The following is a 15,714-nucleotide window of genomic DNA, read 5'->3' as shown; positions in this document are numbered from 1 at the left end:
TGATTTAATTTAATATTTACCTCAAAAGAGAAATAAATAAATACTTTTAAGCATAAGTGGTAAAAATCAATACATAAGTGGAGAATTAGAATATTTTATTAGAATTTTTTTTAAAGAAGCAACATATTTTCTTGAAACAATTACTTTTTCCCCATTTAACAGTAGTGCTACTAGATTTCCATTTGGTATAACGGAGAATTTATTTAAACAATGAATATTAATAATTATAGTTTTTGAAATCCGAATGAAGTTATCTGGAAGATCACGTTCTAATTGGTATAAAGGTTTTTTTGTTTCGAAGATATTTTCTTTTGTATAAATAAATACTTTTCTTTCAAGATATTCTAAATAAAAAATGGTTGAATAGAAAATTTTTTCTTGCTCATTTTTTTGAGTAGACTTTGCGGTCAAATAGTTATCGGAATTATTTTCTATTATTGATACTATATCCAAAATATAAGATGTTATTTTGTGAATGTAAAAAGTACAAGATTCTTCTTTAAGCTTTTCAATAAGTTTAATGTTTACTTTCATTTAATATCTATCTTCTTTCTTTAATATGGATTTAGATATTACTTCAAAAATTTATTCAACAAGAAAAAATCAAACAGAATAATTAAAATAATTATTTCAATGGTTTGGAATGCTCTCTAAAGAAGGAAAAGTTAAGAAATAAATGTATCTGTATCGTTCGGATCAATGACTTTTAAGGAATTTATGCAAATATACATTTTCCGTAAGGGAAGTATACATTCAAGAACTGAAATAAAGGGATTTATACAACCGACCTGATGTTAGTTTTGCTAACAACACTTCCAATGTGAATTACTTGTTCAATATATTGGTTCCCGAGTATGTATTTCAACAGTTTTTTTTGTAAATACCAATCTTTCCATATTGGGTTATGTTCTTTTAATATAACCAGAAACAGTTCCCATAATTCTTCTAGTGACATTTTTGATCAAGACTATATATTTTTATCAAAATTGACCATGACATCAAGGTATTTAAATGTTACTAGAATTGTTTTGTGTTTTTTCTTGTTCCTTTAGAAATCAATATTCCTATAAAAATACTTTCATCAACACTCCTGATAATTTCCAATTCATCTATGGAATAACCATTCTTAAGACTATTGCACAAGTCACAAATATCGTAATCCATGATTTGATATAAAGCGATTGAACTACTCCCATTCAACAAAGGCAATCCATTCGTTACCTTTCCTAGTACGGTACAAAACGGTGTTGATTGTGTCAGTAATAGTCTTATTGCAACATTTACCTTTAACAGAGCCAATAACTTAAAAGTGTTTGTATAACCAGATATTAATACTGATTGCATTCTATTTACTCTTTGTTTTGTTTATTTTCTAAATCCTGAACTCTCTTTTCTAATTTTTTTATCTCATCTTGAGAATAAAACCAAAAAGTTAACGCGACTAGTGCTAATATAAAACCAATTGATCCATTTCCCATTATGCTCACCTCTTATATATTTGGTTTTCACTTAACATAAAAGTAGCTCCAATAAGTTTTGATTTTTTATCTTTTTATTTATGTAGAAAAAACATACATAATTGGAGTCGCGATTGTAGAAAGTATTAAAGTTGTCCTGTAATTCATAATTATCCCTTCATTAATCGTTTGTATTAACGTTTTCAAATTCATTTTAACATATTATATTTTTTTACCTTTTTTAAAATATAAACTTTTTGTTAAGGATAAATTGATATTATCCCCTTTGAGTAGACAGTGTGAAAAACCACTTTACGGTGGGTGCTACACTCTAATTGAAGGGGAATTTTTATGGTTATAAAAGGACAAACCTTTCAACGATATTCGGAGGAATGTAAGCGAATGGCCGTGGAAAGGGATACGCAAGTATTGCAAAAGAATTAGGAGTGTTAAACCCAACAAAGATTAAAAATTGGTTTAAAAAGAGCCGTAACGGAATTGCAGAATTAGGCATAAAAGGTAGCCACTCTCGCACAGGAAATTGCCTCGAGTGCCTGCATATTAAACCAGTGTGCTCCAGTTGAATACCGAAACACACTGGCTGCTTAGGCTTTTTTAATACTGTCTACTTGACAGGGGTAAGACCATTGCATATGCTTATTTTTTTATTTCACTGCTTTTTTCTTTCTCGAAATTACGCAGAATCGCCACTTCTACACGACGGTTCGTTGCACGACCATCATTCCTCTTATTGGAAGCTACTGGCTGGAATTCACCATAAGCGCGTGCGCTAAACTTACTTGGATCTAGCTTTTTGTTTTCCAATAGGATAGTCATAAAATTCATAGCACGCTCAGAACTGAGCTGCCAGTTAGATTCGAATCGACTGTTTCTGATCGGTACATTATCTGTGTGACCAGACACTGTTACTCGTCTTCCATCTGGTTCCAGCAGCTTAGAAATCTCAAACGCCAAATTCCTTGCTTCCGGTTTCACCTTTGCACTACCTGATGCAAAAAGGGCATTGTCCATAATCGTAATTAATAATCCTTCATCGGTTACCTTCGTATGCAATTTGCCTGTAAGATTATTCGCTTTCAAATAACCATCCAACTGTTTTTTTAGTTGGTCAAGCTTCTCGGTTTCCTGCAGATATTTCATTTGTTGTTCATACTGATTCTTGTCAACAATCTGCTCATTCCCTCCAGGCTTCATGAGGGATTGCTCTTCTGAATCGATTGGCTCAACCGGTGAAGGGAAATCTAGTACACTGGCTCCACCATTTAGAGCTACGTTAAACGATGCAGCCATTTGGCTAAACTTCTTAGCATCTACGGAGCTAGCCGCAAACAGTACGATAAAGAGGGCTAATAGCAAGGTTAGCAAATCCGAATAAGGAATGAGCCATGTTTCATCAATATGCTCTTCATGCTTCTTTTTGCGTTTAGCCATTAATGCCGACTCCCTCCTCGCTAGATCCCTCTTTCACTGCTTGGCGTTCAACAACTGGGATGTATACCATTAGTTTTTGCTCGATAGCAGTTGGAGAAACCCCCGCCTGAATGGATAGTAATCCTTCAATCATGATTCGTCTTACTTCAACTTCTCGTTGTGATTTACGTTTTAATTTGTTAGCAAAGGGATGCCAAATAACGTAACCTGTGAAAATACCTAGCAAGGTTGCTACAAAGGCAGCCGCGATAGAGTGTCCCAATGCCTCTACGTCAGCAAGATTTCCCAAAGCCGCGATCAAACCAATAACCGCCCCTAGAACCCCTAGCGTTGGAGCATATGTACCTGCTTGGGTAAAGATAAGCGCACCGCTATGATGACGCTCTTCCATAGCACTGATTTCTTCATCAAGTACATCGCGAACAAATTCAGGCTCTCCACCATCAATAATCATCTTCATTCCATTACGTAAAAACGGGTCCTGAATCTCATCAGCTGTATTTTCCAAAGCTAGCAATCCTTCACGTCTGGCAATACCTGCCCACGTCATGAATTGGCTTATCAGTTCACGCTTATCAGGTTCCTGTTGATTGGTAAAAAGGACTTTCATGATTTTGGGAATCCTTTTTATCTCTACCATAGGAAAGCCTACAAAAATAGTAGCAACCGTTCCAGCAATAATGATTAGAAAAGCAGCCTCGTTAACTAGAACACTAAGACTGGCTTCTTTTAAGTACATCCCAACAAAGACAGCTATAAACCCAAGAATAATTCCGATTACAGAAGACTTATCCATCAAGACACTCCCTATTCCTCGAAAATAATATTCCTATTTCTTATTTCGGTAAGCAAGCCGGTATGGTCTTACCCCGTCAAGTAGACAGTATTAAAAAAGCCTAAGCAGCCAATTTGAACTCATACCTGCTATTCCTTTCCCAAAAAAGTATCCTTATCTTAACAAACGGTGTTTTTTATATCAATATTTATCATTAAAAGAAGTTCAAACTTCTTTTTGGTGTTTAAGCCTCTTTTACGAGGTAGAATACATCGTTTTTTGAGAAATCTTAAGCTCTGGTTTGAAAATAGAATTAATACGATGTTATATCTGTATGGTTAGGTTGTACCATATCAGAGATTGCAGTATAAATGTTCGGTGGATATTCAGCTAGTCGATGGCATAAATACAAATACCACTCTTCCCCATATGTTAAATATATTTTTGCTTGAAATCCCTTTCTTTTAGCACGCGTATCAAATCTGGACGGACTCCATACAGCATTTCAAATTCTACATTAGGTTGTTCAGTATATTTACGACGTAGTACTTCTTGAATGATTATTTCATCATGTGTTGCAATAGATACAAGATGTTTTGCTGCTACCTTTGATTAGGCAAGTTTACAAACAAATACGTATGCAAATCTTACAGAAGATCTACGAGCAGGTGAACGTCTCCCTTCTACTCGTGAGTTGGCTTCAAATTTAGAAGTATCACGCAATGTAATCTTAGAGGCCTATGAACAATTATTAGCTGAAGGATATATTGTGGGACATCAAGGGGCGGGTACATATGTTGCTGAAGGTGCTTATTTAGGTCAAGAACAGAAAGAGGAACACTCTCCTTCTTTTAAAACAATAGATTTCTTACAAGAGGAAAAAGAAGATATTATTGATTTTCGTTCTGGTATTCCGGTATAAATATGTTTCCTAGAAAAACATGGGGACAAATAGCAAAACAAATCTATATTGATACTCCTCCCTACTCTATATTCGGTTATGACCACCCCGAAGGTCGTGCTGAGTTGAGACATGTATTATCTCGATACTTGAAGAGAACCAGAGGGGTTCATTGTCATCCTAATCAATTAATAATTACAACCGGTGCAACTCATGCTCTATATCTTATAGCCAATCTACTCATAAAGACAAAATTATTTTAGCTTATGGTAATTTGTCAAAAGAAGAAATAAAAGAAGGAATTCGTAGGTTGAAATATGCCTTAATCTATATGAGGTAAAAACAAAGAAAGAATTATTTGTACGTTAAAAGATTCTGTTTCATACCCATTAACATAAAAATAAAGGATATCCCCCTAGAACGAAACGTTTATGTGAATTTCTCACTTTGATCGTTTTTTAGGGGGATATTTAGGTTGATATCAATTTGATGAGACCCCAATGTTAAATAGAGTATTTTAAAATAAAATAATTTTTCTTTTACAAATTTTGTTTAGTATACGAAATTTTCATTAGTTTTTTTCATAAAATCATTTTTAATTAACAAGTATGTAAAAAATAAAGGCACCTTGAAGCAATATTCTATAAAATCCAAACTTCAGTTTCTAATTTTCAAACATTGCATAAGGCAATTACATAAATACCTATAAATACGGGACCATGTAAATCAAAAACAAAACCTATCATATTTGACCTTTCCCCTAGAATAGAAAATACGAAAAAGCACCCTACCCCTAATAATATGACTTCACCGAAAACCCGAACTGCGGATCTCCCGAATAAAAAACGTTCGGGTTTTCAGGCGCTTTCCCGGCTGCAACTCGCCCTGATCCGGCCGGGCCGGGATGACACTTCCCGAAAAAAATAAAAGGCCTATTTATTTTGTGAGTATTTGTTTTCAAATTCTGTTTTTGCAATTTTAGTATATTTGTTGACAAATTCTGTTTTTGCTTCCGTATATCCATCTCTGTCGTGTTCATATCTGTCTATTAAGCTCATTTTTAAGTTACTATATTCTTGGGCAACGTCTTTATGCAGTCGTAAAAAATCTCTAAAATATAATTCATTCCAATTGCCTATATATCTAACATGAAGATGAAATACTTTTTCAGCAAATCCTTTCTCTGTATAGCCTTTCATAAACATCAAATGAGGTGCTGGCTTTTGTGGTTGCTTTTCAAAAATATATCCGTTTTTCTCTAATACACTCATTAAAAACTTCAAATCACAGGCTTCTTTTATTTCAAGCAATATATCTATCGTTGGCTTTGCTAATAACCCATAAACAGAAGTACTTCCTATGTGATTTATTCGCTCAATATATTGATCACCGATTATGTTGTTAAGTAGTTTTTCCTCTTGTACATACCAATCTTTCCATACTGGATTATGTTCTTTCAGTATAATTGGAAACAGTTCCCACAATTCATCAAGTGACATTTCTGATAAACTCTTACCCATAATAGCAAACCTCCATTTTACTTAATAAATCGTTTTTATCAAACTTCACGGAATAGTCTATGGTTCAGTTTCATTCAATAATATTATCGTTCAGTTTAACGTATCAATATAATGCTTCAATGATAGCACAGTGTTGCTAGCGTATCCTTGACGAGTCGACGCCGATACTATCCGATGCCATGCCTCCTTAGAGGGCGGAGGGGAGGCGTGGCAGTTTCCCGGATTTCAATTCTTACATGCCTGAACAATTTGCCGTCGTCTCGTCTCTTACTTGGGCAACAGTCCGAATAAGATTTGTTGCAATATTAAAGTATATCACGCCTAATAAAACGGAGTAACAATCACGCAGACCAAAAGGCGAGCCATGTGATGCTTGGCGAGGTATTATACAGGTTGCAAAGGGATCATATATAATTATAATGACAAGGATCGGAATTGATTCGAAATAAGAGTCCTCGCCGGAAAGTTGAAAAATTCTTTAAATCATTAGAATCGAAACCTTTATTTAAAGTCATGTAATTTCATTTTTTCTAATTCTTTATTTCTTTTCTTCTTCAAAGATGCTCTTCCGTTAGCCCAGATCCCTAATAAAGCAACTAATCCTGCAAAAGCAGTAAGAAGTAAAAACGTCTTAAAAAACCATAAATATATAAGAGTAACTACATACACAATCGGTAAGATAGCGCCCCAATAAACATTATTTCTTCACCTTATATATTTCATATTAGTGTAAATGAATATTCATGCTTTAAAATTCAAACTCAAGTGTTTTGTATTTCGATTTAAACTCAAATCCTAGTTTTTTTCCTAATTGATTCGACTCCGCATTCGTTTCAAGCGTTGACCAATGTGGTGTTATCCCGTTTTCCATACAATTTTCCAAATACGCTGCACATACCAACGTTGCTAGCCCTTTATTCATTTCTTCTTCTTCGTATGTTTCCACACTAATCTCATGATTCTTTCCGTTTACGCAACAGGACAGGCAAGCACTGATTATTTTATTGCCTTTCAGTACACAGTACCCCAAGCCTTGTTGAAGAAAATCATCCACTGAATACCAAAATTCATCTAAAACATCATAAATCATTTTATCTGGGTCGTTACTAATAACTTCAATATCAATTTTTTTAATGGTATACCCATTCGGTAGAGGTTTATAGTTGCTTTTTAGGATATTGAATTTCTCACGATTAAACTGGTAGTAATGCTCATAATCCGATTCATACTCTCTATGCGAAATAACCTTTTCCATGACTCTTTCCCAGGTTTCATCAGGTACAAGCGTAAGAAAATAAGTGCCGCCACATGACTCATAGGTATCTATTTTTAATTGATTATCAATAAACTCACGTAGATGATAGATAAATTTTTCATTGGTAGCATCCCCGATTAAAATGCTAATTACTCCCGTTACATCTATCAACGCCGTTTGGGGTTGCTCGATATTATCTACGTAAATCGTTCCTCTGTTTGTACCGTTAATGATCGCATTTAGCGTTAAATCATTTTTTTGCTCTGGTGTTCGTAACAATGTTCTTATTTTTTGATAATCTTTCTTATCAAGTTTATAAATCATGGGTATAAGCTCCTTCTCTTTTAAAATATTGATTCCCTTATATAACTGCTTAGACATTTTAAAACCAATTTGTTCAATTATTGGAGATATCGAACGAACATTTCTTTCCCGAAGCAATTCATCCATTTATAAAAACATTCTATATTTATGACGAATACATTAAACAATATCGTCTAGTACTAACTCGGGAAATAGCTGCATTAAAACCTGAGTGTTAGCCCGATCTCCTCTCCAAAGGTCTCACCATTCGGTGTAAATCCTAATTGAGTATAAAAACTCATAGGGCTCCCCTCCCCACTCTCACAACTTGTCGTTATTTCATTTATCCCTTTCCCTTTTAAGTGCTTTACAAGTACTTCAATTGCTTGTTTTCCATATCCTTTTCCTTGATAGGGGCCCGCAATCATAAAACGCCATACATACACTCCATGGACATCTATCTCATCATCATAGTCCGATCCCTGATGTAACATGATAAAGCCGATCGCATTATCATCAGCATAAATAGCTCTAAACCATACACTTTCAGAGAAATAAGCTTGAGCTATAGATACGGCATTATCTGCAACCATTGCTCGTTGAGCCTGAGAAAGGGTATCACTCATATTACATATCTCAAGAACAGTTTTAGCGTTAATTCTTCGAAAATGAACATCCGGCATTCTATCACTCCTGTATACTCCTTAGTAATTACCTGTTGATAATTGATTGTGGGACTCATTTGGAAAACAAGTAACAAAACTGAACCTAATCTTTTTTACAGAATAAAATGGAATTAAGACTCAGGACATGCTCCAGTGTCCCGTTGACAATCCGCGTCCCCCTTCAGGAATATACGAGCCAAGTCATATAGGTTGCATTAGTAGATTTGAATAGACCTACCAAAGGTCTCACCGTCTCCACGCTTAGCCAAGCCGGATATCCTGATCAATCCTGTGTTTGGTAATCGTATTGTTAGGCCTCCTTATATTCTCTTTTTTTGTTACATAAGTTTAGATGTCGGGAAGGATGCCTAGGTTCATGTTAATTTTTTTGTATGAAGTGATTTCATACTTCCATATTTGTTTTTGTTAGTTGGTAAATCAGATTTTATATGGTAGGACGTAACTTCACTTTCTTAAACAAATGGCGCCTTCACACTATGAATGAGCCCCCATTGGTCTATGTCCAAACAATGGGGGCTCATTCTCCAGACGTAAGAGTGCCAGGTAGCTATTACTCTGTTTTTTCCTTCATCAAGGAAGCGACGATGCTTTCCTGCTGCGGTTCGTCTTCCTGAAAGGAAACTTCATAGCAGATATCGTTCTCCTTCCAAAAATAGCTGATGAAACCCGGATTTAATTTCCCGTTTATTTTATAGATCTCCGTTTTGAGTACTTCTTTTCCATCCACTTGGGATGGGCTGACCTTGACCACATCGAAGCCTTTAACGCCAACATTTCCGTTCTTCTTGATCTCCTCATAAATACCATCGTTTTTGTTTTGCATAAAATAAAAGTTATGCTCATCTCCTCTTCCCGCTTTTTTAACATAGGAAACGGATAAAAACTGGGTCTTCCAATCGTTGTCGTTGGCAGGATAACTACTGAATGGGGTTTTTTCTGAACCTACACTGGCTCCAACAGCTTTAAAAGAATCAACCTGAATAGGGAGCTTCGGGGCAAATCCGATGGCCTCTGAGGCCGAACGCAAATCGTCGGTATCATAAATTTCCATGCTTAACAGGTCATTGTTTACATAACGTTTAAATGTCTCTTGATCCGGATACTTCATGGAGGATATCATCGCCGAGATTTCGTCTTCGCTGTTCCCTTCTACTTTTACTTTTACTTGATAAAGAAGATCGTCATCCTTCCATAGATAATACGAGATCCCCTTTCCTGCCGTCATCTTTAATACAGGTAATCCTGCAATGGTCAGAGACTGCCTCTTGATCTCTACGTCTTTTCCACTCTTCCTTTTTTCATCCTGTTCAATCTCCGCACAAACGTCTTCCAACCTGGCTCCACCATAAAACACACTCAAATCACTAAATCCAACTTTTCCTATACTCTTTTCATAACGTATGAACATTTCCGTTACCAGCAGATTGCCCAATTCTTCCTCTAGAAAAAGATTGATGTGATCAAACGTATAACCTTCTGGCAATTCGTCGGGGACTTTAACTTTGAAATTGGCGGCCTTTACTGCTCGTTCCAAATTGTTATAGCTCTGCTTCAAAGGGGAAAACAAAACTGCTCGTTCCAAATTGTTATAGCTCTGGTTCAAAGAGATAAATAAAATCTGCTTCTTTGTCGTTGCTTCTTTAGCTACAGTCGGTTTTTCAATGGAACTTCCCGTAGCCTGCTCTGTTGAATTGGTCAATGTCGCTACCCCCAAACATGTAATGCATACAACGGCTAAAGCGGATAGTTTATAAGATCCTTTTTTAAACAATTTGATCATCTCAATTCTCCTTATGATTTGATTTCGATTATTTGACCCATCAAAATACAGTAAATTTGGCTGATTTTGTTGGGTAGAAAAACGTTTTAGAAAGGTAATGATTGTCATCCCATAAGGAATGGCTTCAGTTTCTCCCAGGACTTCCAATACAAGAGCGTCACAGGCGAGTTCCCTGTCTTCTCTCATTTTCCGGATAGAGTACCAAATCAACGGAGTAATCTACTAGCAGCATAGGCTTGTATATTTCTAAACTTGAAACACAACAAGGGGTTCCCATCCTTTTAGAAAACCAATACTTGCTTCCTTATTCCTAGAAAACTCTTGTTAATTCCCTAATAAGTAAACTCTACTGCATCTTTTGGTGAAACCAATGCAATATCATTACTTTCATAAAGCTATTTCCTTATTTATCTTTTGGAAGATTTGGAATAAGGGTCATAGCTACTGTTTCTACGGATCGTCTTTCCAAGGTGAATAATCACCCGTTTTATGACAACTGATATTTTGTGAATTACTGGATATCGCCTTTTATATAATAGCCAATTTTGGTTACTTGTTGATTCAATGTATGATCCGACAAGGAGTAAAGAAGAAGTGGTTGCGTATTTAATCTTTGCTGTGTAACCGAAGAGAAACTTGTTGGGCTCGATGCTATAGATTGATTTACACATGCAAACAATAATGCCAAATGTAAGAAGGAATACTGGGAGGATAAACTTCAATTTTCTAACCATACGTACACCACCTCTTTCTTGGTACTTTTCTCTATAATATCTGATCTGATAGACATTCTTTTATTGTGGGAAATAAGACAAAAAGGAGTCCATCAGAAAGCAAGAAAAATATGCTTTTTTTCTGTTGGGGTATAAGACACTTTCAATCTTTTCTTTTTTTAGTAGGCCAGCCTGCTGAAAATTTCTCAACAGGCTGGGGAACGCGCTAAATACACTCTTTTCTCTTATTTTTATTGATGAGCATCTATCGAAAAAGACGCAGGCTTGAGTGTAGCCAGACTCGCAACAAATATTGTCGCCGTGCACTAGCACCATGTCCGGTTTTTCAGTTTTCATCACGTCATCCAGCCCTTCCAGTATGCAGATTGTAATCTGGGTCAGCGTCTGACGATCCTTCATTACATTCAAATCATCAAATAGTGTAATGGAAAAGATTTCAAAGATTTCAAGCATCAGCCATCTCGGAATTACTTAGTTCTGTACAAACGGCCCCAACAACACAGTCCTGATACAATGTAGTCGTGATCATCGAGCTTTTCGTCCATCACAAATCCTATTGTGGCGAGCATCGGAGCAATAATAATTAGCTTATACTCATTAATATCGCTCGGCAGCATTACTTAATTTCTATCGACTCCATTGTTTTCAGGTTACTTATTGCTCTATCACTGCTAAATAGCAAGGTAGTCATACCTGCTACATTCCTACGACATAAAAATTCGATTGGGTACTATCTGCTTCCGCAAGAATGCAAAGAATCTTTCACTGACTCGTCTGCATACAACGAAAAACAGCGGAGCAAAGTCATCAAGACAAAGCTCCGGCGTTAATTTCGGGTCATAGTCCACTTTCCTTTTCTGGGAGGATTCAAGTTCTTCAGCCAAGAATGTACGGGCCCGGTGCAACCGGGATTTTACCGTACCTTCCGGGATACCTACAAGCTCAGCAATTTGCTTAATCGGTACATCCTCGTAATAGTGAAGCAGGATGACGACGCGTAAATCGTTATCCAAATGCATAACAGCTTCCTTTAATTCAATGGCTTCGTGCGGAACATTCACCGATCTAACGTCCCGTTCAGATTGTTTAACAATTCCGGTCCGTTTCTGTACCCTCAGTAATTGAATACATTCATTAATAAGAATGCGGAACAGCCAGGTTTTAAAATAGGCAGGCTCTTTTAAAGTATATATGGCCCTGAATGCTTTAAAAATCGTTTCCTGTACCGCATCAGCACAATCCTCGTCTCGCTTCAGGTACGTACGAGCCAAGCCATATAGGTTTCGTTCATATGTTCTAATCAACCTACTGAAGGCATCACCGTCCACATGTTTAGCAAGCCGAACATCCTGCTCAACATTTTGCTTAATTATCACATTGTAAGACCTCCTTTTTTCCTTATTACTTGTGTTACATAAGCTTAGATGACAAAAAGAGCGCTTAGGTTCATAAATAGATTAATTTTTTTATATGAAGAGATTTCATAACTTATCTGGTTTCATTTTTCCATTTTCTATGTAATTAAGAAGTATGAAAATAAGAAGGTAAATCCCTACACATAGTGGAATAAAAATACTATTCAGTATTAACTTTGTACTTTCCTGAAGATTAATCATATTTATAAGGATCTCTGGTAAAAATAAAATAATTGGAAGAATAATAGTTACCATGCTTTGCTCCATATTGCTATTCCGATACAAACTAGACTCGAAACAACAATTGCAATAACATTTCCTACCGCTCCAAACTGAATAACAGATGCCTTATAATAGTTATTTAAATAGATTAAAAGAAAAGATAGAATCATTGGAGTAATTACAAGAATACTGACAATTAACCATCCTTGTATTTTTGAGGTTTTATTGCTTGCTACATACTTAAATAAAACCATGGCTAGAGACAATGAAAATATAAAAATAAACGGATAGCCAATCAAATCAAGTAATGAGTACTCTAATTCTCCACGTATTTCATATCCCATTAAAAAAAATGCTAAAGTTGCTAGTCTTTCATATGTTCCTCATCATAAGTTCCAACACTAATTTCAAGTCTATTTTCATCCACGCAGCAAGAAAAACATCCACATATAAATTCTTCCTCTTTTTTTATAGGTAACGTTTTTAATCTTCAATAAAAGAATAAAATTGACTGCCGAATTTATCGAAATTCTCTAATTTTTTCGAAACATCCTCTGCATCCAGAATCATATAACCGTTTACGAGTACTTCCAGAATAGAAAAAATGGTAGTCATCCCTCTTACATATGCTGGTTCAGGTGGGGTTACTTTAAGCATTACATCAGCTTCAGAAGCAATGGGAGAAAGTTCTCCTTCTGTTATAGAAATGATTTTAGCACCAATCGATTTCACTGCTTTTACAAACTTGAGTTCTGCTTTTGGATGGCGCGGGAAGGATATGATAATAACTAGCCATTCTGATTCTCTATCCGTAAAGAAATAGTTAGTACAATCTGTGCCACCTGTATACAAATAAGTATTTCCTTTGATTGTATTTAAAATCATAGAGAACCATCTTGCCGGAACATGAGCCTCCATAAATCCGACAACCAATATCTTCTCTGCTTTAATAATCTTTTCTAAAGCTTTCAGACAACTTTCTTCATTAATTTCGTATGACAGTTGTTGTATAGCACTCATTTGTTTATTAAATGTTTCCTCAATAAATTTTTGAGAATAATTCTTATTTATTGTAGAATCTTGGTATTTTTGAAAGGGACCTTTTTGATGAATATCTAAAAGTAAGGATTGTTTAATTTCTTCTTGAAATTTACTATATCCCGAATAACCAAGAGCATAACAAAATCTAATTACCGTAGTTTCACTTGTATCTGTTAGCTTTCCAATTTCTTTTGCTGTATGGAGAGCTACAAGGTTAGGGTGGTCTAATACAAATTTCGTAATCATTTTTTGACTAGTTGTAAGTGTGGCATACTGTTTTCGAATTTTTTCTCTGAAATTAGAACTCATACTCATAATTTCCTTTCCTTTAAAATTGTTTTAAGTTTAACAAACGAAGTTTTTAATCTCAATAACTACACAAAATAAAGTTTAAACTTCATCTTTGTGTGGGGGTTTGTAGCATAAATTAAAAATCCCTTATTATTTTGTTACTATCAAATACAACATGTTGTAATTTCTGTTAAACAAATTTTTTGTATTTATTTAATTTAACTCTTGAATAAAATCAAAAAAGTTTCATTGATTAGTGGCTAAAATGAAACTTTGTAAAAGCACAAACTATTCTGGTATCGCTTCGTTTAAAGCAAGCGACCAAAGTTTGGATTGTTCTAAAGAACATGGATGCCATTCGATTTACGGAAATGATCTAATATTGTATGAGGAGCAACGTATACAGCAAGATAAGAGCGACGTCCTGTTCCAATGTATTCGATCCTCAGTAGGCTATATTAAACGTTTCACGACAAACATCGTCCCACGTTGGCTTCCTGCCGGAACGGATCAACAACCGACGAAAATAAACGCGGCTGATCCACTCGAACCGGCGGACCAGGTCAGTATACATTCTCATATAAGGAGCAATTTTTCAATCCGCGCTTCTGTAAGAAGCGATACTATCAGGAAAAATTAGCATACTAGAAGGGCTCATTATCCATTCATTACGAACCAGGATGAAAAACTGATATACTTTTAGTTTTGCTATCCCCCTCTCTATTAACATTTGCACCTTAATTTCAGTGTCATCACCTCCAAAGGATAATTCATTATTTATCCTTGTGGAATCCTTTGACGAGTATATGGAGTTTTTGACGTGAAGCAGCCCCGATATCATCTTATAGCAGGGCTGTTTTTATCCTATTCCCACTGGCCAATACCTTCTATGTAAATATAAGAAATCTGAGAAGTGAGGAAAGTGAATATTAAATTTGTACTCGGTATTGAAAAGAAACTGTGCAGCTGATTAATTCCTGGATATTATTGTTGTTCAAAAAGGCGAACAGTTTCTATCTGGTTTATTGGCCATCATATCAAAAGGCAAGTTACATGGAATGTGGGCGAGATCATATTCTTAAAAAACGTTGATCGCTGTATACAGCAACAAACGTCCAAGGGATTCGGACACTTACATAATGCTTATATTGCTCAATTTATTAGGCCTGTTAATAACGGTTTCCGCGTTAGTACGTCAGATGATTTAACAGAATACTACCATGCTCTTTCATTTCATAGCATACCCACCGGCTGGGAGTCCTTTCGAGAAGCGATTCCCCGTTTTCCTTGCGTAATTATGGGTATATTCGGGCTTGTGGTCCGATCTCTTCGCGTGCCATTTACCAAATACGAATCTACCTGCACCGATGGGAGGAAGTTCAACTCCCTAAGGATAGAGTACCACATCTTTGCGACACCAGGTTCTCAGCAAACGGACGCTCTTTTGCTGGTGCTATCCCTCTTTATTCCATCACTCTGCACGTTGAAAAATCAGATAGTTATATTTTTAAGCTTACTAATACAAAGTGACTAGCTGAAATTTATTGTCTCTAAATATTTCTTCAAAGGCTTTTCCATTAGGTTTCACTTTCTCTAAAAGTTCGTTTGCATTGTCAAAACAAACGCTATCTTCATTAAATTTGCTAAAGCAAAATCCGGTTGGTGTATTTGTTATTTAGTACAAACTACCTTCGTATTTAAACTCTACTTCCCTACCTTGTAATATGTCCTGCTTAAATATAGGGAAAGTATAATCTATGAGAACCCCTCCAATCGTCGTCAGTATATTTTACAAAAAAAAACACCATATCGGGTTGTTTTTTTATTGTTTTTTTAATACCAAGGTCCTCTAGTTGATGGACCTACAGGAGGCCAAGTCCAG

At 35.7% G+C, this 15,714-nt stretch carries 14 protein-coding genes and 3 pseudogenes; 2 read left to right on the top strand and 15 right to left on the bottom strand.

The features are described 5' to 3' along the window. Positions 1–66: 66 nt before the first annotated feature. From ACQV1I_RS12475 to ACQV1I_RS12450, 6 genes and pseudogenes are all read right to left on the bottom strand, one after another. A complete protein-coding gene (locus ACQV1I_RS12475; RefSeq protein WP_116335467.1) occupies positions 67–534 on the bottom strand; it encodes a LytTR family DNA-binding domain-containing protein in 468 nt (155 codons plus the stop codon). Positions 535–1,017: 483 nt separating this feature from the next. After that, the gene (locus ACQV1I_RS12470; protein WP_116335468.1) at positions 1,018–1,344 is read right to left on the bottom strand and encodes a hypothetical protein; all 327 of its coding nucleotides are present in this window, start codon (positions 1,342–1,344) and stop codon (positions 1,018–1,020) included. Between the two features lie 5 nt (positions 1,345–1,349). Next, the gene (locus ACQV1I_RS12465; protein ID WP_255193860.1) at positions 1,350–1,478 is read right to left on the bottom strand and encodes a hypothetical protein; all 129 of its coding nucleotides are present in this window, start codon (positions 1,476–1,478) and stop codon (positions 1,350–1,352) included. 636 nt (positions 1,479–2,114) lie between these two features. Continuing rightward, positions 2,115–2,909, bottom strand: coding sequence for a flagellar motor protein MotB (gene motB / locus ACQV1I_RS12460; RefSeq protein WP_438769284.1), 795 nt, complete (start codon positions 2,907–2,909; stop codon positions 2,115–2,117). Then, the gene (motA, locus tag ACQV1I_RS12455; protein WP_438769282.1) at positions 2,902–3,705 is read right to left on the bottom strand and encodes a flagellar motor stator protein MotA; all 804 of its coding nucleotides are present in this window, start codon (positions 3,703–3,705) and stop codon (positions 2,902–2,904) included. The genes motB and motA overlap by 8 nt, the downstream gene beginning before the upstream one ends. A 292-nt stretch (positions 3,706–3,997) precedes the next feature. Then, a pseudogene (locus ACQV1I_RS12450) lies at positions 3,998–4,278 on the bottom strand (proline dehydrogenase family protein); the annotation flags it as partial. A gap of 100 nt (positions 4,279–4,378) precedes the next feature. Between ACQV1I_RS12450 and ACQV1I_RS12445 the strand changes: the two are divergent. Beyond that, positions 4,379–4,423 (top strand): annotated as a pseudogene (locus tag ACQV1I_RS12445) (hypothetical protein); the annotation flags it as partial. A 30-nt stretch (positions 4,424–4,453) separates the two neighbouring features. Beyond that, positions 4,454–4,606, top strand: coding sequence for a hypothetical protein (locus ACQV1I_RS12440; RefSeq protein WP_236645842.1), 153 nt, complete (start codon positions 4,454–4,456; stop codon positions 4,604–4,606). 911 nt (positions 4,607–5,517) lie between these two features. Here ACQV1I_RS12440 and ACQV1I_RS12435 read toward each other — a convergent pair. The 9 genes and pseudogenes from ACQV1I_RS12435 to ACQV1I_RS12395 all read right to left on the bottom strand — a co-directional run bounded on the left by ACQV1I_RS12435 (position 5,518) and on the right by ACQV1I_RS12395 (position 13,856). Further along, positions 5,518–6,105 carry a GrpB family protein gene (locus tag ACQV1I_RS12435; RefSeq protein WP_094702034.1) on the bottom strand — a complete coding sequence of 196 codons (588 nt, stop codon included), beginning with the start codon at positions 6,103–6,105 and terminating at the stop codon, positions 5,518–5,520. Between the two features lie 748 nt (positions 6,106–6,853). After that, a complete protein-coding gene (locus tag ACQV1I_RS12430) occupies positions 6,854–7,684 on the bottom strand; it encodes a GNAT family N-acetyltransferase (protein ID WP_116334543.1) in 831 nt (276 codons plus the stop codon). Between the two features lie 200 nt (positions 7,685–7,884). Beyond that, entirely contained in the window at positions 7,885–8,346 is a 462-nt protein-coding gene (locus ACQV1I_RS12425; protein WP_116334456.1) for a GNAT family N-acetyltransferase, read from the bottom strand. 553 nt (positions 8,347–8,899) lie between these two features. Beyond that, entirely contained in the window at positions 8,900–10,129 is a 1,230-nt protein-coding gene (locus ACQV1I_RS12420) for a hypothetical protein (protein ID WP_236645825.1), read from the bottom strand. A gap of 6 nt (positions 10,130–10,135) precedes the next feature. Beyond that, positions 10,136–10,339 (bottom strand): annotated as a pseudogene (locus tag ACQV1I_RS12415) (M56 family metallopeptidase); the annotation flags it as partial. A 584-nt stretch (positions 10,340–10,923) separates the two neighbouring features. Further along, entirely contained in the window at positions 10,924–11,316 is a 393-nt protein-coding gene (locus ACQV1I_RS12410; protein ID WP_116334458.1) for a hypothetical protein, read from the bottom strand. A gap of 251 nt (positions 11,317–11,567) precedes the next feature. Next, positions 11,568–12,239, bottom strand: coding sequence for a sigma-70 family RNA polymerase sigma factor (locus ACQV1I_RS12405; RefSeq protein ID WP_116334459.1), 672 nt, complete (start codon positions 12,237–12,239; stop codon positions 11,568–11,570). Positions 12,240–12,526: 287 nt separating this feature from the next. After that, positions 12,527–12,844, bottom strand: coding sequence for an HAAS domain-containing protein (locus tag ACQV1I_RS12400; protein ID WP_116334460.1), 318 nt, complete (start codon positions 12,842–12,844; stop codon positions 12,527–12,529). A 139-nt stretch (positions 12,845–12,983) separates the two neighbouring features. Continuing rightward, positions 12,984–13,856: a MurR/RpiR family transcriptional regulator gene (locus ACQV1I_RS12395; protein ID WP_236645826.1), complete on the bottom strand. Its 873-nt coding sequence runs from the start codon at positions 13,854–13,856 to the stop codon at positions 12,984–12,986. Between the last annotated feature and the right edge of the window lie 1,858 nt (positions 13,857–15,714).

Source organism: Brevibacillus sp. JB24b (assembly GCF_051713385.1).
GTDB classification, from domain to species: Bacteria; Bacillota; Bacilli; order Brevibacillales; family Brevibacillaceae; genus Brevibacillus_B; species Brevibacillus_B laterosporus.
Note: the sequence above shows the minus strand (reverse complement) of the source record. Positions and strands in the feature narration are given on the sequence as shown.

Bases quoted from the DNA above. Each gene is read 5' to 3' on its own strand.
- ACQV1I_RS12475 (WP_116335467.1), bottom strand. From the start codon at position 534: ATGAAAGTAAACATTAAACTTATTGAAAAGCTTAAAGAAGAATCTTGT.
- ACQV1I_RS12470 (WP_116335468.1), bottom strand. From the start codon at position 1,344: ATGCAATCAGTATTAATATCTGGTTATACAAACACTTTTAAGTTATTG.
- ACQV1I_RS12465 (WP_255193860.1), bottom strand. From the start codon at position 1,478: ATGGGAAATGGATCAATTGGTTTTATATTAGCACTAGTCGCGTTAACT.
- motB (WP_438769284.1), bottom strand. From the start codon at position 2,909: ATGGCTAAACGCAAAAAGAAGCATGAAGAGCATATTGATGAAACATGG.
- motA (WP_438769282.1), bottom strand. From the start codon at position 3,705: ATGGATAAGTCTTCTGTAATCGGAATTATTCTTGGGTTTATAGCTGTC.
- ACQV1I_RS12435 (WP_094702034.1), bottom strand. From the start codon at position 6,105: ATGGGTAAGAGTTTATCAGAAATGTCACTTGATGAATTGTGGGAACTG.
- ACQV1I_RS12430 (WP_116334543.1), bottom strand. From the start codon at position 7,684: ATGATTTATAAACTTGATAAGAAAGATTATCAAAAAATAAGAACATTG.
- ACQV1I_RS12425 (WP_116334456.1), bottom strand. From the start codon at position 8,346: ATGCCGGATGTTCATTTTCGAAGAATTAACGCTAAAACTGTTCTTGAG.
- ACQV1I_RS12420 (WP_236645825.1), bottom strand. From the start codon at position 10,129: ATGATCAAATTGTTTAAAAAAGGATCTTATAAACTATCCGCTTTAGCC.
- ACQV1I_RS12410 (WP_116334458.1), bottom strand. From the start codon at position 11,316: ATGCTTGAAATCTTTGAAATCTTTTCCATTACACTATTTGATGATTTG.
- ACQV1I_RS12400 (WP_116334460.1), bottom strand. From the start codon at position 12,844: ATGGGATATGAAATACGTGGAGAATTAGAGTACTCATTACTTGATTTG.
- ACQV1I_RS12395 (WP_236645826.1), bottom strand. From the start codon at position 13,856: ATGAGTATGAGTTCTAATTTCAGAGAAAAAATTCGAAAACAGTATGCC.